We start from the raw sequence: 23,126 nt of genomic DNA on the forward strand, positions 1-23,126 counted from the left end.
GACGAAAGACGATGGGTCATAAAGTTCATCCCACCGGTATCCGCCTCGGCATTGCCAAGGACTGGAACTCGAAGTGGTACGCCAATAAGGGCGAATACGCCCAGTACCTCGCTGCTGACCTGAAGGTCCGCGAGATGCTGCGCAAGAAATTGGCCGCCGCAGGAATCTCGAAGATTCAGATTGAACGCCCAGCCAAGACCGCTCGCGTGACGATCCACACTGCTCGTCCGGGCGTAGTGATCGGCAAGAAGGGTGAGGACATCGAAAAGCTGCGTAAGGAAGTTAGTGATATGATGGGCGTTCCCGCGCACATCAACGTTAACGAAGTGCGCAAGCCCGAGATTGATGCCCAGTTGGTGGCCGAATCGATCGCGCAGCAGCTCGAGCGTCGCATCATGTTCCGTCGAGCGATGAAGCGTGCCGTGGGCAATGCAATGCGGTTGGGAGCCCTGGGCATCAAGATCAACGTGTCTGGTCGTTTGAACGGCGCCGAGATCGCTCGCTCCGAGTGGAGCCGCGAAGGTCGCGTGCCGCTGCACACTCTGCGTGCGGACATCGACTACGGCACCGCCGAAGCGAAGACCACCTACGGCATCATCGGCATCAAGGTTTGGATCTACAAGGGCGAAATCTTCGACTTGTCCCAGGCTGGCCAGGAGCCGAAGGAAGAGCAGTCCGCGCAGCCGCGCCGTGAGCGTGAGGGTGGCGAGGGCCGTCGTGAAGGTCGTCGCGAGGGCGGTGAAGGCCGTCGCGAGCGGACGAAGTAAGGGAGAGTTGCCATGTTGCAACCCAAGCGAACCAAATACCGCAAGCAGTTCAAGGGCCGTAACGACGGCCTGGCGTTCAGCGCCAACCTCGTCAGCTTTGGCGAGTACGGCCTTAAGGCCACCACGCATGGTGCTCTCACCGCGCGTCAGATCGAAGCGGCTCGTCGTTGCATCACGCGTTTCGTGAAGCGCGGTGGCAAGCTGTGGATCCGCGTGTTCCCGGACAAGCCGATCACCAAGAAGCCGATCGAAGTCCGAATGGGCGCCGGTAAGGGTGGCGTGGAGTACTGGGTCGCACCGATCCAGCCGGGCCGCATGCTTTATGAAATCGAGGGTGTCGACGAGGCAACCGCGCGCGAGGCATTCCGCCTGGCCGCTGCCAAGTTGTCGGTGCAGACCCAGTTTGTATCCAGGGCGGTGATGTGATGGCCATCAAAGACCTAACAACCAAGTCGGCCGAAGAGTTGAAGCAGCACCTGCTGGACCTTCGCAAGGAGCAGTTCAACCTGCGCATGCAAAAGGGTACCGGCCAGCTCAACCAGCCGCACCAGCTGCGCCGCGTCCGGCGCGATATCGCCCGCACGAAGTTCGTGCTTGGCGGCAAGAAGTAAGAGGCGGCCGAGATGAGCGACAACAATAAACAGGTGCGTACCCTCGAGGGTCGCGTTATCAGTAACAAGATGGAAAAGACGGTTACCGTGTTGGTCGAACGCCAGGTGCAGCATCCGCTGCTGGGCAAGATCGTGCGCCGTTCCACCAAGCTCCACGCGCAGAATGATCTGGGCGCGAACGAGGGCGATGTGGTGCGCATCGCGGAATGCCGTCCGCTTTCCAAAACCAAACATCACCGCGTGGTCGAAATCGTCACGCGCGCCGAAGTCTAAGGGGAGGGTGCAGACATGATTCAGATGCAAAGCACGCTTTCTGCCGCGGACAACAGCGGCGCGAAGGAACTAATGTGCATCAAGGTGCTCGGCGGTTCCAAACGCCGTTACGCCGCGATCGGTGACGTCATCAAGGTCACCGTGAAAGATGCCATCCCGCGTGGCAAGGTGAAGAAGGGCGAGGTTTACAACGCCGTGGTGGTTCGTACCGCCAAGGGTGTGCGCCGCGCCGACGGTTCGCTGATCCGTTTCGACGGTAACGCGGCCGTACTCCTTAACAACAAGCTCGAGCCGATCGGCACCCGTATCTTCGGGCCCGTGACTCGTGAGCTGCGCGGCGAGAAGTTCATGAAGATCGTCTCGCTTGCACCCGAAGTGCTCTGAGGCGGAGAAGAACCATGAACCGTATCCGCAAGGGTGATCAGGTCATCGTGATCACCGGTAAAAACAAAGGTCAGCGCGGCGACGTGCTGCGCGTTGAGGGCGATCGCGTATTCGTCTCCAACGTCAACTTGGTCAAGCGCCACACCAAGCCGAATCCGCAGGCCAACCAGGCCGGTGGCATCGTCGAGCGTGAAGCTTCGATCCATATCTCCAATGTGCAGCTGTTCAACCCCGCCACGAACAAGGGTGAACGCGTTGGTGCCAAGACGCTCAATGATGGGCGCAAGGTCCGCGTGTACCGTTCGTCCGGCGAGGTCGTGGACGCGTAAGGAACACGATCATGACGCGCCTTGAAACCTTTTATAAAGACCAGGTCATCCAGAAGCTCACTGAGCGTTTCGGATACCAAAATGTGATGCAGGTTCCCCGCATCACCAAGATCACGCTGAACATGGGCGTGGGCGAAGCGGCGGGCAATAAGAAAGTGCTCGAAAATGCTGTGGCCGACATGACCAAGATCGCAGGTCAGAAGCCGATCACGACCAAAGCGCGCGTGTCCGTTGCCTCGTTCAAGATTCGTGACGGCTGGCCGATCGGCTGCAAGGTGACCTTGCGCCGTGCTCAGATGTGGGAATTTCTGGATCGTCTGATCAACATTTCGCTGCCTCGCGTCCGCGACTTCCGCGGCGCGTCAGGTCGCGCCTTCGATGGCCGTGGTAACTACAACTTCGGCATCAAGGAACAGATTATCTTCCCGGAAATCGACTTCGACGCCATTGACGCCATGCGTGGTATGGATATTTCCATCACCACTACCGCCAAGACCGACGAAGAAGCCAAGGCATTGCTGGAAGCCTTCAGCTTCCCGTTTCGTAATTAAGACGATCTTCCCTGATCGAGGAAAAGCCGGCCATTTGTGGCCGGACTCTTCAAAAAGAGACTAGAACCACTATGGCAAAGACCTCAATGGTTAACCGCGATATCAAGCGGACCAAGCTCGTCAAGAAGTACGCTGCTAAGCGTGCAGAACTTAAGGCTATTGTGTTGAATCCAAGATCCTCCTACGAGGAAAAGATGGACGCACAGGCCAAACTGCAGAAGCTGCCGCGTGATGCGAGCCCGAGCCGTCAGCGTAACCGTTGCGCACTGTCTGGCCGTGCTCGCGGCGTGTATCGCAAGTTCGGCCTAGGTCGCAACAAGCTCCGCGAAGCCACCATGCGTGGTGACGTGCCGGGCTTGCGCAAGGCTAGCTGGTAAATGGATTCAGCTCCCTCTCCCTATTGGGGCGAGGGAGCGACTAGGTGAACGCCACCGGTTCCTCGTTTAATTCTGACGGGTGGGGAAACTAGCAAATTTCACTCGCTATTCGCAAAAGCTGGAAAAGCCTGTTATAATTGGAGGTCTGCATTCCGCAGACCGGCGATTGGCCGGCTCACAATCTAGAATTGATTTCCGGTTTTATCGGATATCGGTGCACTCAGAAGGAAGTTTTCATGAGCATGACTGATCCCATCGCCGATCTGTTTACGCGCATTCGCAACGCCCAGGCTACGGGCAAGCAGGCTGTCAGCGTTCCATCGTCGAAGCTGAAGGTGGCGCTGGCCAACCTTCTCAAGAACGAGGGCTACATCCTCGACGCCAAGACCTCCAGTGTGGAGGGCAAGCCGGTGCTCGAGATTAGGCTCAAGTATTTCGAAGGCCGTCCGGCTATCGAGCGCATCGAGCGCGTTAGTCGCTCAGGTCTGCGTGTGTACCGTGGCAAGGGTGACCTGCCGAAGGTGCTCGGCGGTCTGGGTGTTTCGATCATCTCGACTTCCGCCGGTCTGCTGACCGACGCACAGGCCCGTGCCAAGGGCATGGGCGGCGAAGTCATCGGCCTGGTCGCGTAAGGAGTTTCCGATGTCCCGTGTAGCCAAGAAACCCATTTCCCTGCCCAAGGGCGTCGAGCTTAAGGTTGCAGATGACAACATCGCTGTGAAAGGCCCGAAGGGTAGCCTGTCCACCCATGCCCTGCCGGGTATTTTGGTGGCTAACGAGAACGGCGTGATCAATATCCAGGTCGCCGAAGGCGCGGATCACAAGTTCGGCGGCACGGCGCGTGCGCTGCTGGCGAACATGATCAAAGGCGTCTCCGATGGCTATGAGCGCAAGCTTGAGCTGGTTGGCGTGGGCTACCGTGCCTCCATGACTGGTAAGGCGCTGAATCTCAGCCTCGGCTTCTCGCATCCTGTCGTCTTCAACGCCCCGGAAGGCATCACCCTCGAAACCCCGACTCAGACCGAAATCCTTATCAAGGGTTCGGACAAACAGTTGGTAGGCGAGATCGCTGCTAAGATTCGCGGTTATCGTCCGCCTGAGCCCTACAAGGGCAAGGGCGTGCGCTATGCCGGTGAGAAGATCACCCTGAAGGAAGCCAAGAAGGCATAGGCGGGTCCCTCGCGAAGAGCCCGGCCATCCATGGCCGGACTTTTTAAAAGAGCCCCTGCTAAATCGCCGATCCGCTTGTTGGAGATACATGATGAACAAGAAAGAAGCCCGCCTGCGTCGCGCCAAGTCGACCCGTTCGCATATCCGCAAGCTCGCGGTGGCCCGACTGTCGGTGCACCGCACCGGCCAGCATCTTTATGCGCAGGTGTTCGACGCCTCCGGCGAAAAGGTGGTTGCCGCAGCCTCGACCGTGCAAAAGTCGGTGGCTGATGGCCTGAAAGGCACCAAGAACCTGACCGCTGCTGCGACGGTGGGTAAGGCGATTGCCGAGCGAGCGAGGGCGGCAGGTATCGAAGTCGTTGCGTTCGATCGCTCCGGTTTCCGCTATCACGGTCGTATCAAAGTCCTGGCTGACGCTGCTCGCGAAGCCGGCCTGAAGTTCTAAGTAGCAAACACAACAACTCCAAGCGGCTCCGCCGCAAGTAAAAGTCCCGGATGGTCTGGGCATACGGAAAAAGATATGTCTTCTACCGATCGTGAAAATTCAGACGGCCTGCTTGAGAAATTGATTGCTGTCAACCGCGTGGCCAAGACCGTCAAGGGGGGCCGTCAGATGAGCTTCACCGCGTTGACTGTCGTCGGTGATGGAGAGGGTAAGGTTGGCTTCGGTTATGGTAAGGCGCGCGAAGTGCCGGTAGCCATCTCCAAGGCGATGGACCGCGCTCGCCGCAACATGGTGAGCATCGATCTGAACAACGGCACTTTGTGGTATGCCATCAAAGCCAATCACGGTGCGGCTCGCGTATTCATGCAGCCGGCTTCTGAAGGTACTGGCGTGATCGCTGGCGGCGCTATGCGCGCTGTGCTGGAGGTGGTAGGTGTAAAGAACGTGCTTGCCAAGGCCGTTGGTTCGCGTAACCCGATCAATCTGGTTCGCGCCACCATCAAGGGTCTGCAGGCCGTTGCCTCGCCGAAGCAGATCGCGGCCAAGCGTGGTAAGACCGTGGAAGAGGTGCTGGGCAATGGCTAACAATGAAAAGATCGTCCGTGTTCGTCTAGTCAAGGGCCTGCGCGGTGTACAGAGCCGTCATCGCCTAAGCGTCAAGGCGCTCGGCCTGAACAAACTCAACGACATCCGTGAATTGAAAGACAGCCCGCAGGTGCGTGGACTGATCAACACGGTCTACTACTTGGTGCGGGTCGAGGAGTAAGCATCATGCGTCTGAATGACATCAAGCCGGCGGCTGGTTCGCGTAAGACGCGCCTGCGTGTCGGTCGCGGTATCGGCTCGGGCCTGGGCAAGACCGCTGGCCGTGGCCACAAGGGTCAGCATGCTCGTGCCGGCGGCACTCATAAGTTCGGTTTTGAAGGCGGTCAGATGCCACTGCAACGCCGTCTGCCGAAGGTTGGCTTTCGCTCCAAAAAGAAAGCCGAGAGCCAGGAAGTGTTCTTGTACCAACTCGCAACTATCAAGGCGGATGTGATCGATGCTGTCATGCTGCACCAAGCAGGCCTCATCGACAGTCGCGCCAAGAAGGTTAAGGTTGTTGCCAAAGGTGAAATTGGCCGCGCGGTGAAGTTGTCGGGTCTGCTGGCTACGGTTGGCGCTAAGGCTGCCATCGAGGCTGCCGGCGGCAGCGTGGAGTAATTACACGTGGCCGCAGCCAAAGGCACATCGGTCGGATCTCTCGGTAAATTAACCGAGTTGCGTCAACGCATCTTCTTCGTGATCGGTGCGCTGATTGTGTATCGCCTCGGCTCGTTTATTCCGGTACCGGGTGTGAATCCGGACGCGATGGCCAATCTGATTGGCCAGAGCGGCGGCCTACTGGACATGTTCAACATGTTCTCGGGTGGTTCGTTGGGGCGTTTCTCGGTGTTTGCGTTGGGTGTGGTGCCTTACATCTCCGCCTCAATCGTGGTGCAGATGATGGGCTCTGTCATTCCCAGTCTGCAGGCGCTACGCAAGGAAGGCCAGTCTGGTCAGCGTCAGTTGACGATGTATACCCGTTTCGGCACGGTTGGTCTCTCGGCTTTCCAGGCTTTCGGTATCGCCGTGGCCTTGATGAAACAGTCCAGTGACGGCATGCCCGTGGTTTACATGCCGGGCTTTGGTTTCATTCTGTCTTCGGTGGTGGGTTTGACCGCCGGCTCCATGTTCCTTATGTGGCTAGGTGAGCAGATGACCGAGCGCGGCATCGGCAACGGCATTTCGTTATTGATCTTCGCAGGTATCGTGGCGGGTCTTCCGGGTGCGGTGGCACATACGCTATCGATGTCCGGCAATGGCGAGTTGAGCACGATCAAGCTGATCATGGTCGTGGCACTGGTATTGGCGGTAACGGCGTTCGTAGTATTCATGGAGCGTGCACAGCGACGCATTACCGTGAACTACGCGCGGAGGTCTGGCGGTCAGCGTTCGTACATGAACCAGACTTCGCATTTGCCGCTCAAAATTAATATGGCGGGTGTGATTCCACCTATCTTTGCGAACAGTATTTTGATGTTCCCGGCGATGGCAGCGACGTGGGGCAACGCGAGTCATCAGTCTCGTTGGCTGCAGGACGTGGTTCAGGTGCTGACCCCGGGTGAGCCGCTGTACGACATTATCTATGCAGTATTAGTGATCACTTTTGCCTTCTTTTATACGGCGATCGTGTTCAACTCGCAGGACACCGCCGACAATCTCAAGCGGTCTGGTGCGCTGATTCCGGGTATTCGCCCGGGTCGCTCGACGGCTGAGTACATCGATTCCGTGATGACGCGTCTGACCGGTGTGGGTGCCCTCTACCTCGTGCTGGTCTGTTTGGTGCCAACATTCATGCAGAACGCCTGGCATGTCCCGTTTTACTTCGGCGGTACGTCGCTGTTGATTGTGGTGGTGGTAGTGATGGATTTTACGGCGCAAGTGCAGGCACATCTGGTCAGCCATCAGTACGAAGGGTTGCTCAAAAAGGCCAATCTGCGCCGCGGCTGAGGCAGCAGATAGGTTCCGGGTGGAAAGACGCGGTGGATGCCGCAGGACTTTCCTGACAGTTTGATTAGGGTTAGAATTGCGCGTTTACCGCGCGAGAAAGCATCGGAGAAAGTACATCATGGCGCGCATTGCGGGTGTCAATTTGCCGGTCCAGAAACACGTCTGGATTGGTCTGCAGAGCATCTATGGTATCGGCCGCAGCCGGGCCAAGAAGGTCTGTGAAATGGCGGGCGTGAACCCGAACACGCAGATCAAGTCGCTCAGCGAAGGTGAGGTGGAAAAGATCCGCCACGAAATCGCCAAATACGTCGTGGAAGGCGATCTGCGCCGTGAAGTCGGTATGGCCATCAAGCGTTTGATGGATTTGGGTTGCTACCGCGGTCTACGCCATCGCCGTGGTCTGCCGGTGCGCGGCCAGCGCACGCGTACCAACGCACGCACCCGCAAGGGCCCGCGTCGCGCGATCAAGAAGTAATTGATCGCTTACTGAGAGATTTGGATTCCGAACATGGCAAAGCCAGTTAAGACCAAGAAGAAAGTCAAACGTGTTGTTACCGATGCGGTGGCTCACGTACAGGCCTCCTTCAACAACACCATCGTCACCATCACCGATCGTCAGGGTAACGCGCTATCGTGGGCGACAGCCGGCGGCGCAGGTTTCCGTGGTTCACGCAAGTCCACGCCGTTTGCTGCTCAAGTCGCTGCCGAAAAGGCTGGCCGCGCTGCTGGCGACTACGGTGTGAAGACAGTGGAAGTGCGGATCAAGGGCCCGGGCCCGGGCCGCGAGTCGGCGGTGCGTTCGCTGAACGCCCTCGGCTACAAAGTTCTCAACATCATCGATGTCACGCCGATTCCACATAACGGCTGCCGTCCCCCCAAGAAGCGTCGCGTCTAAGACTTTATTTTTGCGATCATCCGTGACCGCAAAGATCAAAAACCGGCCGTCCATGGCCGGACATTTAAAGAGAGATATTCCATGGCACGTTATCGTGGAGCTACCTGCAAACTTGCGCGTCGTGAAGGTTCGGACCTGAGCCTGAAGAGCCCGGCGCGCGCTATCGACTCCAAATGCAAGCTGGAGAACAAGCCCGGTCAACACGGCGCCAACAAGCGTATGCGCATGTCCGACTATGCCGTCCAGTTGCGCGAGAAGCAGAAGGTCAAGCGCATCTACGGTGTGCTTGAGCGTCAGTTTAGTAACTACTACACCAAGGCGTCGACCCTCAAGGGCAACACCGGCGAGAATCTGCTGCGCCTGCTCGAAAGCCGTCTGGACAACGTTGTGTACCGTATGGGTTTTGCGGTTACCCGGGCCCAGGCACGTCAGCTTGTCTCGCACAAGGCCATCTTGGTCAACGGTAAGAAGGTTAACATCCCGTCCTACCAGGTTCGCCCGGGTGACGAGATCGCTGTTGCCGAGCGCGCGCGCAATCAGTTGCGCGTGCAGGAAGCCGGCACTGTATTCGACACCATGGATCTGCGCCCGCAGTGGGTGGAAGTGGATAGCAAGAAGTTCGCCGGCACGTTCAAGTCGGTGCCGGATCGTGCGGACCTGCCGACCGACATCAACGAAGCGCTGATCGTCGAGCTTTATTCGAAGTAATCAACCGGAGCCCTGCATGGCAGTTTCGTCAACTAGCGTGCTGCGACCTCGCGGCCTCAGCGTAGAGCAGCTCGGACCGAATCGCGCCAAGGTCGTGGTGGAGCCGCTCGAGCGTGGTTTTGGTCACACCTTAGGTAATGCGCTGCGTCGCGTCCTACTTTCTTCGATTCCTGGCAGTGCCATCGTCGAGGTGGAAATGGATGGCGTGCTGCACGAGTACACCACTCTGGAAGGTTTGCAGGAGGACGTGATCGAAGTCCTGTTGAACCTCAAGGAAGTGGCAATCCGTCAACACACGGGTGACGAAGTCACTCTGACCCTGGCCAAGAAGGGCAAGGGAGCGGTCACGGCTGGTGACATCGCTGTCGATCACTCGGTGGAGATCATCAATCCGGAACACGTGATCTGCCACCTGACGAAGGATATTGCGCTGAACATGCGCCTGAAGGTGCGGCGTGGCGTTGGCTATCAGCCGGCTAGCTTGCGCCAGCATCCGGATGACGAGGCGCGTCCGATCGGTCGTTTGCAGCTCGACGCTTCGTTTGCGCCAGTGCTGCGTGTGGCTTATGAGGTCGATGCGGCTCGCGTAGAGCAGCGCACGAATCTTGATAAGCTGGTCCTCGATATCGAGACGAATGGAACCATCGGTGCGGAGGACGCGGTACGCAAGGCCGCCGAGATCCTCAATGACCAACTCTCGGTATTCGGTGATTTCTCACGTCGCGAGAGCGCTACGGACAAGGCGGAGAAGAGTGGTTTCGATCCGCTGCTGCTTCGCCCGATCGACGATCTGGAACTCACCGTACGTTCGGCGAACTGCCTGAAGGCCGAGAGCATCTACTACATCGGCGATCTCGTGCAGAAGACCGAAGTGGAGTTGCTGAAGACGCCGAACCTTGGCAAGAAGTCGCTCACGGAAATCAAAGATGTCCTCGGCGTGCGTGGTCTCGCCTTGGGCATGAAGCTGGAAAACTGGCCGCCACCGGGCCTTTCGCACGGCATGCAGCTGGGGTGAGAAGAAGATGATGTTGGCGATCGTGATCGCCAACATTATTAAAATGGGCGGTGGGATTGTGCTTAGAGCTTCCGCTGTTATCTAGCACGATTGAAAGATCGTTGAAGATGAAAAGACGGCCTTCATGGCTGCAAATAAGATGATTTGGCGGTCCGTTTGATCGCTGTAATGATGGTGTTGGCGCTGTTCTTCGAGTCGTCAAACACTGGAAGCGGTCCTTCCTGACCGCACTCTTAAAGGCCCGTTTCATCAAGGGCCCAACAGCGGGTAACCGCGGAAAGTCGAATCAATGACCGGCTTTTCATAACAATAGACAAAGAGAGTCTCATCATGCGTCATATGAAATCCGGGCGTAAGCTCAATCGCACCAGCAGCCATCGCGAAGCGATGTTCAAGAACATGGCTTCGTCGTTGATCAAGCACGAGCTGATCCGCACCACGTTGCCGAAAGCCAAGGAACTGCGCCGTATCGCCGAGCCGCTGATCACCTTAGCCAAGGTTGATGGCGTAGCTAACCGCCGCCTTGCGTTTGCCAGGCTGCGCGACAAGCAGGCCGTGGGCAAGCTGTTCGTGGAACTAGGTCCGCGGTACCGCGAGCGTCCTGGCGGCTACCTGCGCATCCTCAAGTGTGGCTTCCGTCCTGGCGACAATGCACCGATGGCGTATGTCGAACTGGTGGATCGTCCGCGCACCGAGGCGGTCGACGCTGAGTAATTCGTTCAGCCGCATCTGGACGTCCAAACGCAAAACCCTGGCAGGGTAGCTTGCCGGGGTTTGTGCATCCTTAAGGCACGGCAAGCACCTGCTGACAGCGCTGCAGTGAACGGGTAATGTCAGCATCCCGACCCCAAGCCCTGTCTTGCTATGAATCTTCTCCGTTGGTCCTACCGCGTCAGCTTTCTTGTTGGCTTCCTGATCTGTATCGCCTTGCTTGGGTTCGCCCTGTATGCCGAATATCAATGGGGCTTGGAGCCGTGCCCACTGTGCATCTTCCAGCGTATCGGCTTCATGGTCATGGCAGTGTTTTTCCTAGTGGGGGCTATTCATGGCCCCAAGGCCGGCGGCCGCTGGTTTTATACTGGTTTGGTACTTGCTGGAGCGCTATTCGGTCTCGTCACGGCAGGGCGTCACCTATGGATCCAGTCGCTGCCACCGGATGAAATTCCGGCCTGTGGCCCCAACCTGGCCTATATGTTCGACGCCTTCCCGATAGCCAAGGTGCTGAAAATGGTGTTCACCGGGTCCGGCGAATGCGCCAAGATCCAACCGATCCTGGGCTTGCCGATACCGCTGTGGAGCTCGATCTGGTACATCCTGTTGTCGATTTTGGCTGTTCGCGCCGCCCTGCAACGCACTGCTCCGAGGTTACGTTTATGAGTCAGGCCATCAGTGCCATCCGACACCAGGGCTGGACGCCCATGTCCTGGCAGCAGTGCGTGGCGTTGCAGCAGCCCAAGTATGAAGACCCTGCAGAATTGTCCCGTGCCATTGCCGAACTGACGCAATTGCCGCCGCTTGTCACCTCTTGGGAGGTGCTGGCGTTGAAACAGGCGCTGGCGGAAGCGCAGGAGGGTAAGCGTTTCCTGCTTCAGGGTGGTGATTGCGCGGAAAGCTTTGCCGACTGCACAAGTCCAATCATTTCCAATCGTCTTAAAGTGTTGTTGCAGATGAGCTTGGTGCTGGTACACGGTCTCAAGCAGCCGGTGCTGCGCGTCGGGCGCTTTGCTGGGCAGTATGCCAAGCCGCGCTCGGCCGATACCGAAACGCGCGACGGAGTAACTTTGCCGAGTTTTCGCGGCGACGTGATCAACGCACCGGAATTTATGCCCGAGGCACGCCGTCCTGATCCGCAACGACTGATTCGCGCGCATGCGCACTCCGCATTGACGATGAACTTCGTGCGCGCATTGATTGACGGTGGTTTCGCCGACCTGCATCACCCCGAGTACTGGGATCTCGCATGGGTCGAGCATTCACCGCTGGCAGCCGAGTATCGCCGCATGGTGAAGGGTATCGGTGATTCATTGCGTTTCATGGAAACGCTGGCAGGTCCCATTGCTAGCTTCACGCGTGTGGATTTCTTCACGTCGCATGAAGCGCTGTTGCTGCATTACGAACAGGCGCTAACGCGCCAGGTACCGCGCCATCGAGGCTGGTTCAACCTGTCCACACATTTTCCGTGGATCGGCATGCGCACGGCAGCGCTGGACGGCGCGCACATTGAATATTTCCGTGGTATCCGCAATCCCATTGCGGTGAAGGTCGGGCCCTCGGTGACGCCGGAGCAATTGCTGCCTTTGATCGAAACACTGAACCCCGAAGACGAGTCGGGTCGCCTGACCTTGATTCATCGCATGGGCCATACACAAGTCGCCACGGCCTTGCCGCCGCTGCTTGATGCGGTAAAGCGTGAAGGCAGACGCGTACTGTGGGTGGCCGACCCCATGCACGGCAATACGGAAAGCACATCGATGGGTTACAAGACCCGCCGCTTCGACAACATTCGCAGCGAGCTCGACCAGGCGCTGGACATTCACGCCGCCGCCGGCACGCGCCTGGGCGGTGTGCATCTGGAACTCACCGGTGAGGATGTCACCGAGTGTACGGGCGGCGCGCGAGACCTCAGCGAAGCCGATCTGCAGCGGGCCTACAAATCCATCGTGGATCCGCGTCTGAATTACGAGCAATCACTGGAGCTGGCGATGTTGATCGTACGCAAGTCGGGCAGCATGGCGTGATGCAAAAAACTTGCTTCACCGAGCAGGGCCGTTTCCTGCGTCGAGTGTGATCATTCACGGGCAAGTTGCTGACGTGACGCGCATCCGCGGCGGCATGCCTAATGTGCATTCCCTTCAAGGTGTACTCGCCATCGGCGGTTTTCCTTCCACCGTGTTCAGAAACTTCGGTGTCTGCCATGCATGGGCATACGCCAGTCGATTGAGTTCACTTCGCTGCAGGCTGCGATATGTTGTTCTTGGTAATGTTGACTTGTTGTCCCTCGTAGATTGAATCGGATGGATTTAACACAACGTGATCCTGTTCGCTCAATCCGGCAGTCACTTCCACCGTGCTGCCAAAGTCGCGCCCTAGTGTTATCGGTTGCAGATGAATATGTTGGGTGTTATCTACCACGGCGACGCTCAGACCTTCACTGCGGAACAACAAGGTATTGGTTGGCACGATCAAATCGCGCGACGCGGTCGATACCGCCAGTTTCACATTGGCGTACACGCCCGGCATCAGTTCCTGTGCACCGTTGTCGACATCGATTTCCGTGCGTAGCGTACGTGTGTTCGGAGCGAGCGCATCCGCCGTGCGTGCCACCTCCCCGGCAATCGGTTTCGCGCCATAGGTGTTCAGGCTGACCTGCGCCGACATGCCAATTTTTACGCTCGCGGCGTAGATTTCCGGCACGTCGGTATACACGCGCAACTTGCTCGTGTCGGCAATCACAAACAGGTTGGCGCCGGTGGAGCCGGCATCGACCAGTGCCCCCACATCTAGGTTGCGCTGCGTGATCACGCCATCAAATGGTGCGGTGATGTATTTGAAGTCTTCGAGATTCTGCAGGTGTGCAACATTGGCTTTATCAGCCTCGACTGTGGCGACATCCGCTTTGTACTGCGCCTGATACTGATCGCCGGTTTGTGTCGCCACCAGACCTTGCGTGACCAGTTTCTGGTAGCGGTCGGCGGTGACTTTCGCGAAGTTCATGTTGGCAATATCGGTGCGCATCTGCGCCTTGCCTTGCAGCAACTGATTGTCGACGTCGGGTGTATCCAGGTCGGCCAGACGCTGGCCTTTCTTCACCTTGGCGCCGATATCCACGTACCATTTGGCGACGTAGCCTGTCGTGCGCGCGTAGATCTGTGCGTCCTGCCAGGAAGCCACGGTGCCGGGTAGCGTCAAAGCCTGATCCATGGGTGCGCTCTTGGGTGTCATGATGGCGACAGTGGCAATGGCATTGCGATCGGTTTCGTTGGTCAACGCGCGCCGCGCGTGCACACGCTTGACGATGCCGAATACGGCCAATCCGGCGAGTACGACACCCAGGCCGACAAGAACGAGTCGCGCGCCTTGCGAACGTTTGGCGGGTTGGCGTTGAACATTTGCGCTGGACATGCTTGTGATCTCACGCTGTTGCTGCATCGCCATCTGTCTTGTGGCTGCGATGCATCAGACTGAAAAAGGTTGGTACGAAGAACAAGGTGGCCGCGGTCGCCAGCAGCAGGCCACCGATCACGGCGCGGCCCAGCGGCGCGTTCTGTTCGCCGCCTTCACCCAGGCCAAGCGCCATCGGCACCATGCCGATGATCATGGCAAAGGCCGTCATCAACACCGGGCGGAAACGCTGGAAGCCCGCTTCGATCGCTGCCCTGACTGGATCGTCATGATGAGCCAGCCGTTCGCGAGCGAAACTGATCACCAGGATCGAGTTGGCCGTCGCCACGCCCATGCACATGATGGCGCCCATCAAGGCTGGCACGGACAAGGGCGTGCCGGTGAGGAACAGCATCCATACCAGCCCTGCCAGTGCCGCCGGCAGGGCTGCGATGATGATCAGCGGATCCAGCCAGCTCTGGAAGTTCACCACAATCAATAGATATACCAGCACGATGGCGAACAGCAGGCCGCCCAACAATCCTTTGTACGACGTCTGCATGGTTTGCACTTGGCCGCGAATATCGATGCTCACATCGCGCGGCAAGTGCTTGGAGTGTTCTTGCACGATCGTCTGTACATCACGCGCCACACTTCCCAGATCGATCTTGTCGATCGAGCCAAACAGATCCATGGTCGGACGGGTGCTGTAGTGGGTGACTACCGCGGGCCCACTGCTGCGCGAGAAGCTCGCAAGGTTTGCCAGGATCTGGCTTGCCGCACCGCCGCTTGAGCTGCTGCTGGCTGGCTGGGTGGCGCTGGTGCTGTTGATGGGCAGATTCTTCAGCTCCTGCAACGTATCGATGCGGTACTGCGGTGCCTGGGTGGCAATGCTATAGCTGATGCCTGTTCTGGGATCGACCCAAAATGTGGGATTGACCTGTGACGAGCCTGCCAGTGCGGTGAGCAGGTTGCTGGCCACATCATAGGTGGTCAGGCCGACCAGACTGGCGCGGGTACGATCCACATTCACATTGATCTGCGGTAGGTTGAGTGCTTGCTGGATGCGCAGGTCAACCAACCCCGGCACTTTCAGCAAGTCACCGTAAAGTTCCTTGGCGACTTTGGCGGAAGCGTTGGCATCATGACTGGACACCTGCACATCAATAGGTGCCGGTGCACCGAAATTGAGGATTTGGCCCACGATGTCCGCAGGCAAGAAGGAAAACACCACGCTAGGGTATTTCTGCCGTAGCTGTTCGCGGAGGCTTCGCACGTACTCGATAGTGGGGTGGTGATCCTCATCGAGCGTGACGAAGATATCACCATCCGACGTACCGACCACGCCGGTATTACTGTAGGACAGGTTGATGCCACTATAGGGCAGGCCCAGTGTGTCGACAATGCTGGCCAATTCCTGTTTGGGAATGGTTTGCCGGATCACCCCCTCTATACCATCGGCGAGTCGTGCCGTTTCCTCAATGCGCAAACCTGTCGGCGCGCGGAAATGGAGCTTGACCTGGCCACCATCGACATAGGGGAAGAAGTCGCGCCCAAGCCATGGAACCAGCAGGCTTACCGACAAGGCGCAGCTTGCGAAAAACAGGATCGCAAACAGGCCGCGATGCCGCTCCGTGGTTTCCAGTGCACCGCGGTAACCTTCGCGAACGCGCTCAAATCCGCGCTCGAAGACACGCTGGAAACGGCCCAGCGGTCCGTTTGGCTGAGCATGATGATCGTGCTTCTTCAGCCAGAACAGGGACAGCGTCGGCACCAATGTCCGGGATAGCACGTAGGATGCAAGCATCGCGAACACCACAGCTTCGGCCAATGGTGCAAACAGATACTTGGCGACACCGCCCAATGAAGAAGATCGGCACGAACACAATGCAGATCGACAAGGTTGAAACGAAGGCCGGTACGGCAATCTGGTGCGCACCCTCCATGATCGCGTCGTAAACTTCCTTGCCTTCTTCCAAGTGCGAATTGATGTTCTCGATGGTTACCGTGGCGTCGTCGACCAGAATGCCGACCGCCAGCGCCAGACCACCTAGTGTCATGATGTTGATCGTCTCACCTAGCGAAGACAGGGCGATGATCGAGGCAAGAATGGAAAGTGGAATCGAGATCGCAATGATCAGCGTCGAACGCCATGAACCCAGGAACAAAAGGATCATCAGGCCGGTCAGGCCGGCCGCGATCACGCCTTCGCGGATCACCCCGGAAATGGCTGCGCGTACGAACAATGACTGATCGGACAGCGAGTTGATCTGCAGGTTCGGCGGAATTGCCGCACGAATGGCCGGCAGCATGCCTTGCAGGCTGTCCACGATATCCAGCGTCGACGCGTCACTGATTTTGAGGATCGACATCAGCACTGCGCGCTGTCCGTTTACGCGCACCACGTTGGTCTGCGGCGGCGAGCCGTCGTGCACATGGGCCACATCGCGGATGTAGGTGGTAATCCCGTTGACGGTGCGCAGCGGGGCGTTGTTCAGTTCGTCGATCTGCTGCGGGCTGCCGTTCAATCGGACGCTATATTTCGGTGTCACCGATCTTCTCGGTGCCGGCTGGCAGGATCAGGTTTTGGTTAGCGATCGCCGTAACCACATCGTTCGGCGAAAGGCCGTGTGCCAGCAAGGCCTGTGGATTCAGGTCCACTTGCACCTGCCGCTGCTTGCCGCCGTAGGGGTAAGGTGTTGCCGCGCCACGTACCGAGGTGATGAACGTGCGCACGATCTGGTTGGCGTTGTCGAAGATGGTGGTTTCCGACAATTCCTTGGACGACATTGCGAATTGCAGGACGGGCACGGTCGATGCGTTGTAGACCAAAATCAGCGGCGGCGTGGTGCCCTGTGGCATCGAGCGCAGCACCGTCTGCGAGATCGCTGTGACCTGTGCCATCGCCATGTCGATCTTCACGTTCGGCTGGAAGAACACTTTCACCACGCCCACGCCGTTGAGCGATTGCGTTTCAGTGTGCTCGACGTTATTGACGGTAGTGGTAAGTGCACGCTCGAAGCCGCTGACGATGCGGTTATTCATGTCCTCGGCAGGCAGTCCGGTGTAGTTCCATACGACGGAGACCACCGGGATATCGATGTTCGGAAAAATATCGGTTGGCGTGCGAAGAATCGTCAGCGGCCCCAGGATCAATAGCAGCAGCGCCAGAACGATAAACGTGAGCGGACGCTCAAGCGCAATTTTGACGATCCACATAACCGATGTTTTCCATCAGCCGACGGACGAGCGGGCGTCACGGAAGGCTGACATAGAGGTTGCCAAGAAGATAGTAGCCTAGACAATTTTCGCGAAGACAACCATAGGCCAGAGGCACTGTGCTTTTTCACAGATCATTGCGGATGATGCCTAATCACAGCAGGAGCTGTGCGTTGCGCATCGACAGCTCTTGCGCGCAGCCGCTATAAAGAACGGCATTGGGGTACCTTGGCTGACGGCAGGGCACCCCCCAGAACTTCGGGGAAGTCAGTGAGCGAAGAAATCTTGATCAATATGACCCCGCGCGAGACTCGGGTCGGCGTGGTGGAGAACGGCATGCTGCAGGAATTGCATGTCGAGCGGACATCCCGCCAGGGCTACGTGGGCAATGTCTACAAGGGCCGGGTGCAGCGGGTCATGCCCGGCATGCAGGCCGTTTTCGTGGATATCGGCCTGGAGCGGGCGGCCTTCTTGCATGCTTCGGACATCATCCGGCCACCGCTACCGGAAGCTGCCGAAGAGCCTTCCGCGGGTGGCGGCAATGGTAATGGCAGTCACATGCTCTCGATCAGCGAGCTGGTGCATGAAGGTCAGGAAATCGTGGTGCAGGTGATGAAGGATCCGATCGGTACCAAGGGTGCGCGGCTCTCGACCCATCTTTCGATTCCTTCGCGCTACCTGGTGCTGCTGCCACATGCCCGTACGCTGGGTATTTCCACCCGTATCGAGGACGAGTCCGAGCGGCAGCGCCTGAAAGGCGTGCTGACCCTGCTGATCGGTGAAAACCCTCTCGGTTACATCGTGCGCACCAATGCTGAAGGGCAGTCGGCGGAATCGTTGGCCTTCGACGTCACCTATCTGGGCAAGGTGTGGCGCGTAGTACAGGAAAACATCGCCAAGGCGAAGGTCGGCGAACGTGTCTATGAGGAACTTTCCCTGCCTCTGCGCGCACTACGCGATCTGCTCAACGACGATATCGAGAAAGTGCGTGTCGACTCCCGCGAAACCTTCGAAAAGGTTACCAAATTCGTGCACAAGTTCATGCCGAATCTGGACGATCGCGTGGAACATTACGTCGGTGAACGTCCAATCTTCGACCTATACGGCGTGGAAGACGAAATCCAGCGCGCATTGCGTAAGGAAGTGCCGTTGAAATCGGGGGGCTACCTGATCGTCGACCAGACCGAAGCGATGACCACCATCGATGTCAACACCGGTGGCTACCTCGGCACACGCAATCTGGAGGAAACCGTTTATCGAACCAACCTGGAAGCGGCGCAGGCGGCCACTCGCCAACTGCGGCTGCGCAACCTGGGTGGCATCATCATCATCGACTTCATCGACATGACCGACGAGGAGCACAAACGCCAAGTCATCCGCATGCTGGAAAAGGGCCTAGCTCGTGACCACGCCAAGACTACCGTCTACCCGATGTCGCAGCTGGGCTTGGTGGAAATGACGCGCAAACGCACCACCGAGAGCCTGGAGCGGCAACTATGCGAACCGTGCCCGGCCTGCATGGGGCGCGGTACGGTGAAGACTGCCGAAACGGTTACCTACGAGATCTTCCGCGAGATCACCCGCGCCGTGCGTCAGTTCAATGCGCAGAAGCTGCTGGTGATGGCTAGCCCCAATGTGGTGGGTCGCATTCTCGAAGAAGAGTCTACCGCTGTGGCTGAATTGGAAGAGTTCATCTCCAAAAGTATACGCTTCCAAGCTGAGGAGCATTATTCGCAGGAGCAATTCGATGTTGTACTGCTTTAATACGAGAACGAGCGCTTGGTAAAGGTTCGTTGGAAATCATGGGCGCATCGCATCGCACGTGGGCTGGGTTGGGCTGCGGGCGTGTTGGTTATTATGCTTGCACTCAGTGCTGCCCTGGCACAGGTGCTGTTGCCGTTATTGGCGAATCATCCGCAATGGGTCGCCGCTGAGCTCAGCAACAGGTTCCATCGGCAGGTCAGCTTTGCTTCGCTAGAAGGTGGCTGGGAGCCGTCCGGCCCACGATTCATCATGCATGACTTCGTGGTAGCACAGGAAGAAGGCGTCGCTGGCAGCCCGTTGCATGTGCCAGAGGTCGACCTGAAGCTGGATTTCGGCGGCTGGCTGTTTCCCTCCAGGCACCTGCTGAATCTCCAGGCGCGTGGACTGGAACTGGACCTGAGCCGTGATCTTGAAGGCGGCTGGCATATCAACGGCCTTGGTGTGGCAGGCGGCTCACAGCGTCAGACTATTTCGTTCGGCCGTCTTTCCGTCGAACTGTGGTTGGATAATTTGCGTGTCAATATCAACGATGCGCGCTTCAACCAGCCATATACCTTGCTCGCCGATCCGTTGCGAATCACCCATCAGGGCAACCACATTCGCGTGGGCGCGCGCCTACATCGCGTGGGAGCCCATGGTGATCTGCAGGCGGCAGGGCGATTCCGCGATGACGGCGCCAGCGGCCAATTCTGGTTCGCTACGCAGAACGCCGATCTGCACGGCATGCTCGCCGGCGTCGATTTGGGTGGTTATACGGTCGACAGCGGCAACGGCAATCTTGCCGTGTGGATGGACTGGCGGCAGGGCAAGATCGTGCGCGACCTGTTGCAGTTCAACTTGCGCGATCTGGCTGTTACCTATTCCTCCGGCGTGAAAGTAAGCGTACCGGCATGGAGCGGCCTTGCCGAATTAGCGGGTCATGACAACAGCTACACCGTTCACTGGGCGGGTGCTGATGGAAGTGTCTTGCTGGCTGAAGCGGACGCCTTCGGCACGCCTCAGGCCAAACTCGATGTGATGGCGAGCAATCTGCAACTTGCGCCCATAGTGCCGTGGTTGGGATTGAAACCCGGACTGTCGCCGGGTATTGCTCAATGGCTTGCTTCCGGCCAGCCGCATGGCCATGTGCAACATGCGGTCGTGCATTGGGATGCGGTGGATGGCTTGCAACGGTTGGACGGCACGTTCGACAACCTCGGCATCACCTCCGTTGGCAAACTGCCGGGTGTGGATCAACTGCATGGCGAAGTACGCGGGGATGCGGAAGCCATTTCGCTGGAGTTGCCCGAGCAACCCGTGTCGATCACCATGCCGCATACCTTCCGCCAGCCATTCGTGATGAGTCACCTTGCAGGTGACTTCGCGTTTTGGCGTGACGACGACGCCACCCATATCGGCATCGCCCATCTCGATTTTGAAGGTCATGACTACAGTGGCAATGCACAGGGTGAGATCCAGTTGCCACATGATGGCGGACGTCCGTTTCTGGATATCTATGCCAGCATGCCGCACGCAAATGTCACCGCGGCCAAATGGTTCTGGCCGATCGACTCGATGCATCCGTCGGCCATTGCATGGCTGGATCAGGCGTTCGTCAGCGGTTCGATGGATAACGTCGCGATCCTGATTCGAGGCAGCCTTGCCAATTGGCCGTTCCATCACAACGAAGGTCGTTTCGAAGCACGTGCCGAGCTGAACGATCTCACCCTCAGTTATGGCAAGAATTGGCCGGTGGCCGAGCATATCCAGGCTGTTGCCAACTTTATCGACGCCGGCATGCTGGTACAGGCCAGCAGTGGTGATTCACTGGGTGTGAAAGTAAGCAATGCCATCGCGGTGATACCCGAGCTTGCGCATACCACGTTGGATCTCAATTTAAGCGGTAATGGCAATGCATCGGATCTGCTCAACTTCGTCAGCAAGAGTCCGATTGCGAGCAAGCAGGCGGATATACTCGCCAATCTTCAACTTGGCGGTACCGGCAGTTTCGATTTCCATCTTTCGCTGCCCACGCACGACACGAACGATTTCCTGCTAGATGGCACGGTGCAATTCAAAGACGTCGATCTCGCTGCGCCGCAGTGGAATCTGCAGTTGAGCAAGCTCAATGGCCCGGCGACGTTCGACGGACATGGCTTCCGCGCTGCGCCCCTGACGGGTGGATTCCGTGGTGAGCCGTCCCAGCTCGATCTTGCCATTGCACAGGCCACGGGTGATCCCAATACCGTTTTTTCAGCAACGCTTTCCGGCAACTACACCGTGCCGGAATTGCTGCAGGGTTACCCGGAACTGAAATGGCTTGGCAATATCGCCAGCGGTCGCAGTCTGTTCACCATCGGCTATCAGATTGCGCATGCTTCGGACGTTGGTGCCGATGTGCAGACACTCAGCATCGATTCGCCCCTGTCGGGTGTGGGTCTGAATTTTCCCGTGCCGCTCAACAAACCGGCGGACACCACCATGCCCTTGCATGCCACGATGGGTTTGCCGACCACTGGCAACACCTTGCAAGTGGCACTGGGATCGGTTGTGCGCGGGCGTTTGCGCCTGCCGGCGGGAGATCAGTCGCCTCTTGCGGCGACCTTCGCCTTTGGCGATCAGATGCCTGACACCTTGCCGGTGCAAGGTATACGCATTCGCGGTGACGCATCAGAACTTGATGTCACCGGCTGGGTCAAGCAATCCATCGGCGGCAGTACCGCGAACAATGGGTTGAGTCTGGAAACCATCGACGTCAGTACCGAGCACGCGGAAATGTTCGGTCGTGACTTCGATCACATGCACATCACCGCGGCGCCCAAGGTCGACACGCTCGAACTGGATGTGGATAGCAAATCCGTCGCAGGCCATTTCAGCGTGCCAACCAAGGGGCTGGGCAAGCAAGGTATCACCGCACGTCTGCAGCGCATGTATTGGCCCAAGGAACCGACCTCGCCGCCGAAGAAGCCGGGCGTTGCACCAGCGCGGGTGGCCGATCCGGCGAATACCGGCATGGATCCTGCTGGCATGCCACCTTTGCATATCTGGATACACGACCTGCGCCTGGATGAGGCAAAACTTGGGGAAGCGCGTCTTGAAACCTGGCCGACAGCGACCGGTATGCATCTTGATGAGCTGTCGACGCATTCCAAGAGCGTGCAGATCAACGCAAGCGGCGACTGGAACGGCACGCCAACCAAGAGCAGCACGCATCTGCGCGTGGATTTCAGTGCGGACAATATGGGCGACATGCTCAAGACTTTCGGTTACGAAGATCTATTCGAAGGCGGCAAGACGAATGCCGAGCTCAACGCCACGTGGCCAGGTGGTCCCTGGGCTTTTGAGCTAGGCAACATGGATGGCAATCTGAAAGTGGATGTCACCCACGGCCGCATTCCCAAAGCATCGCCGGGCATGACAGGACGCCTGTTCGGTTTGGCTTCCATCGTGGAATTTCCGCGTCGCCTGTCGCTGGACTTCGGCGACGTGTTCGGCAAGGGTTTCGGCTTCGATTCGATCACCGGCGATTTCGGGTTAAAGGATGGCAACGCGATCACCCACAACCTGAAAATCCAGGGGCCAGCGGCGGAGATCCGTATTACCGGGCGCACCGGTTTGCGCGCCAAGGACTACGATCAGGAGGTTGTCGTATTGCCTCACGTAGGCAGCGGCTTGCCAGTGGTGGGCGCGGTGATCGCAGGTCCCATCGGCGTGGCGGCAGGTCTGGCGGTGCAGGGCGTGTTGGGCAAAGGGCTCAGTCACGTTGCCACGCAGCGCTATCACGTGGGCGGCACCTGGGATAAGCCGGTGATGACATCGGGTGGTGCATCCGCCGAAGCGGCACCGACTTCCGCCGCATCGTCGGAAAAGCCGGCTGCCGCTGCTTCCGCACCTGCACCGGCTGGGTTGTGACTTGCATCCGGCGTAACCGGATACGCGCCTGCCATCGACGTCACACCTAGCCCGGTTTTAAACTGATTAAATAACCCCCAAATCCGGGGCGTGT

27 protein-coding genes and 1 pseudogene are annotated in these 23,126 nt (G+C 58.2%); 24 read left to right on the forward strand and 4 right to left on the reverse strand.

Translation table 11 applies throughout. The annotated features are described in order from the left end of the window. Positions 1–11: 11 nt before the first annotated feature. From rpsC to EO087_RS15455, 22 genes are all read left to right on the forward strand, one after another. On the forward strand, positions 12–767 hold the full coding sequence (gene rpsC, locus EO087_RS15350) for a 30S ribosomal protein S3 (protein WP_128899625.1): 756 nt from the start codon (positions 12–14) through the stop codon (positions 765–767). Between the two features lie 12 nt (positions 768–779). Further along, positions 780–1,193 (forward strand): 50S ribosomal protein L16, encoded by a 414-nt coding sequence (rplP, locus tag EO087_RS15355; protein WP_115477109.1) that lies wholly within the window; start codon positions 780–782, stop codon positions 1,191–1,193. Continuing rightward, on the forward strand, positions 1,193–1,378 hold the full coding sequence (gene rpmC / locus EO087_RS15360) for a 50S ribosomal protein L29 (RefSeq protein ID WP_128899626.1): 186 nt from the start codon (positions 1,193–1,195) through the stop codon (positions 1,376–1,378). Before rplP ends, rpmC begins: the two co-directional genes overlap by 1 nt. Positions 1,379–1,390: 12 nt before the next feature. Further along, entirely contained in the window at positions 1,391–1,651 is a 261-nt protein-coding gene (gene rpsQ / locus EO087_RS15365) for a 30S ribosomal protein S17 (RefSeq protein ID WP_128899627.1), read from the forward strand. Positions 1,652–1,666: 15 nt separating this feature from the next. Next, positions 1,667–2,035, forward strand: a complete 369-nt coding sequence (rplN, locus tag EO087_RS15370; protein ID WP_115477106.1) for a 50S ribosomal protein L14 — start codon at positions 1,667–1,669, stop codon at positions 2,033–2,035. Positions 2,036–2,049: 14 nt separating this feature from the next. Next, entirely contained in the window at positions 2,050–2,364 is a 315-nt protein-coding gene (rplX, locus tag EO087_RS15375; protein WP_128899628.1) for a 50S ribosomal protein L24, read from the forward strand. 8 nt (positions 2,365–2,372) lie between these two features. Then, positions 2,373–2,915, forward strand: coding sequence for a 50S ribosomal protein L5 (rplE, locus tag EO087_RS15380; RefSeq protein ID WP_205744496.1), 543 nt, complete (start codon positions 2,373–2,375; stop codon positions 2,913–2,915). A gap of 71 nt (positions 2,916–2,986) precedes the next feature. Next, positions 2,987–3,292, forward strand: coding sequence for a 30S ribosomal protein S14 (gene rpsN / locus EO087_RS15385; protein WP_128899630.1), 306 nt, complete (start codon positions 2,987–2,989; stop codon positions 3,290–3,292). 236 nt (positions 3,293–3,528) lie between these two features. Next, positions 3,529–3,924 carry a 30S ribosomal protein S8 gene (rpsH, locus tag EO087_RS15390; RefSeq protein WP_128899631.1) on the forward strand — a complete coding sequence of 132 codons (396 nt, stop codon included), beginning with the start codon at positions 3,529–3,531 and terminating at the stop codon, positions 3,922–3,924. Positions 3,925–3,934: 10 nt separating this feature from the next. Further along, positions 3,935–4,462: a 50S ribosomal protein L6 gene (gene rplF / locus EO087_RS15395; RefSeq protein ID WP_128899632.1), complete on the forward strand. Its 528-nt coding sequence runs from the start codon at positions 3,935–3,937 to the stop codon at positions 4,460–4,462. Positions 4,463–4,553: 91 nt separating this feature from the next. After that, the gene (gene rplR, locus EO087_RS15400; RefSeq protein ID WP_128899986.1) at positions 4,554–4,907 is read left to right on the forward strand and encodes a 50S ribosomal protein L18; all 354 of its coding nucleotides are present in this window, start codon (positions 4,554–4,556) and stop codon (positions 4,905–4,907) included. A gap of 75 nt (positions 4,908–4,982) precedes the next feature. Continuing rightward, positions 4,983–5,492, forward strand: coding sequence for a 30S ribosomal protein S5 (gene rpsE / locus EO087_RS15405; RefSeq protein WP_128899633.1), 510 nt, complete (start codon positions 4,983–4,985; stop codon positions 5,490–5,492). Next, complete coding sequence (gene rpmD / locus EO087_RS15410; protein WP_128899634.1) at positions 5,485–5,673, forward strand: 50S ribosomal protein L30; 189 nt, start codon at positions 5,485–5,487, stop codon at positions 5,671–5,673. The genes rpsE and rpmD overlap by 8 nt, the downstream gene beginning before the upstream one ends. Before the next feature lie 5 nt (positions 5,674–5,678). Next, on the forward strand, positions 5,679–6,110 hold the full coding sequence (rplO, locus tag EO087_RS15415) for a 50S ribosomal protein L15 (RefSeq protein WP_128899635.1): 432 nt from the start codon (positions 5,679–5,681) through the stop codon (positions 6,108–6,110). Between the two features lie 6 nt (positions 6,111–6,116). Continuing rightward, the gene (gene secY, locus EO087_RS15420; RefSeq protein WP_128899636.1) at positions 6,117–7,439 is read left to right on the forward strand and encodes a preprotein translocase subunit SecY; all 1,323 of its coding nucleotides are present in this window, start codon (positions 6,117–6,119) and stop codon (positions 7,437–7,439) included. Positions 7,440–7,557: 118 nt separating this feature from the next. Further along, entirely contained in the window at positions 7,558–7,914 is a 357-nt protein-coding gene (gene rpsM / locus EO087_RS15425; protein WP_128899637.1) for a 30S ribosomal protein S13, read from the forward strand. 33 nt (positions 7,915–7,947) lie between these two features. Next, positions 7,948–8,334, forward strand: coding sequence for a 30S ribosomal protein S11 (gene rpsK / locus EO087_RS15430; RefSeq protein WP_115477094.1), 387 nt, complete (start codon positions 7,948–7,950; stop codon positions 8,332–8,334). An 81-nt stretch (positions 8,335–8,415) separates the two neighbouring features. Next, positions 8,416–9,042, forward strand: a complete 627-nt coding sequence (rpsD, locus tag EO087_RS15435; protein WP_128899638.1) for a 30S ribosomal protein S4 — start codon at positions 8,416–8,418, stop codon at positions 9,040–9,042. A gap of 16 nt (positions 9,043–9,058) precedes the next feature. Further along, complete coding sequence (gene rpoA / locus EO087_RS15440) at positions 9,059–10,057, forward strand: DNA-directed RNA polymerase subunit alpha (RefSeq protein ID WP_128899639.1); 999 nt, start codon at positions 9,059–9,061, stop codon at positions 10,055–10,057. Between the two features lie 330 nt (positions 10,058–10,387). Next, on the forward strand, positions 10,388–10,771 hold the full coding sequence (gene rplQ / locus EO087_RS15445; RefSeq protein WP_128899640.1) for a 50S ribosomal protein L17: 384 nt from the start codon (positions 10,388–10,390) through the stop codon (positions 10,769–10,771). Positions 10,772–10,921: 150 nt separating this feature from the next. After that, positions 10,922–11,434 (forward strand): disulfide bond formation protein B, encoded by a 513-nt coding sequence (locus EO087_RS15450; protein ID WP_128899641.1) that lies wholly within the window; start codon positions 10,922–10,924, stop codon positions 11,432–11,434. Next, entirely contained in the window at positions 11,431–12,795 is a 1,365-nt protein-coding gene (locus tag EO087_RS15455; protein ID WP_128899642.1) for a 3-deoxy-7-phosphoheptulonate synthase class II, read from the forward strand. The genes EO087_RS15450 and EO087_RS15455 overlap by 4 nt, the downstream gene beginning before the upstream one ends. A 205-nt stretch (positions 12,796–13,000) precedes the next feature. Here the strand turns inward: EO087_RS15455 and EO087_RS15460 are convergent, their stop codons facing one another. From EO087_RS15460 to EO087_RS16975, 4 genes and pseudogenes are all read right to left on the reverse strand, one after another. Then, positions 13,001–14,179 (reverse strand): efflux RND transporter periplasmic adaptor subunit, encoded by a 1,179-nt coding sequence (locus EO087_RS15460; RefSeq protein WP_164931868.1) that lies wholly within the window; start codon positions 14,177–14,179, stop codon positions 13,001–13,003. Positions 14,180–14,189: 10 nt separating this feature from the next. After that, a complete protein-coding gene (locus tag EO087_RS16965) occupies positions 14,190–15,965 on the reverse strand; it encodes an efflux RND transporter permease subunit (protein WP_343133120.1) in 1,776 nt (591 codons plus the stop codon). Positions 15,966–16,077: 112 nt separating this feature from the next. Then, a pseudogene (locus EO087_RS16970) lies at positions 16,078–16,710 on the reverse strand (efflux RND transporter permease subunit); the annotation flags it as partial. Then, complete coding sequence (locus tag EO087_RS16975) at positions 16,694–17,377, reverse strand: efflux RND transporter permease subunit (protein WP_343133123.1); 684 nt, start codon at positions 17,375–17,377, stop codon at positions 16,694–16,696. The gene EO087_RS16975 and the pseudogene EO087_RS16970, both read right to left, overlap by 17 nt. A 270-nt stretch (positions 17,378–17,647) precedes the next feature. Here EO087_RS16975 and rng point away from each other — a divergent pair, with 270 nt between their 5' ends. Together rng and EO087_RS15475 are read left to right on the forward strand one after the other, a co-directional pair. After that, positions 17,648–19,141: a ribonuclease G gene (gene rng, locus EO087_RS15470; RefSeq protein ID WP_128899644.1), complete on the forward strand. Its 1,494-nt coding sequence runs from the start codon at positions 17,648–17,650 to the stop codon at positions 19,139–19,141. Between the two features lie 93 nt (positions 19,142–19,234). Next, positions 19,235–23,032 carry a YhdP family protein gene (locus EO087_RS15475; protein ID WP_128899645.1) on the forward strand — a complete coding sequence of 1,266 codons (3,798 nt, stop codon included), beginning with the start codon at positions 19,235–19,237 and terminating at the stop codon, positions 23,030–23,032. Positions 23,033–23,126: the final 94 nt, after the last annotated feature.

Origin of the sequence: Dyella sp. M7H15-1, from assembly GCF_004114615.1 — a bacterium.
In the GTDB taxonomy this organism is placed as follows: Bacteria; Pseudomonadota; Gammaproteobacteria; order Xanthomonadales; family Rhodanobacteraceae; genus Dyella_B.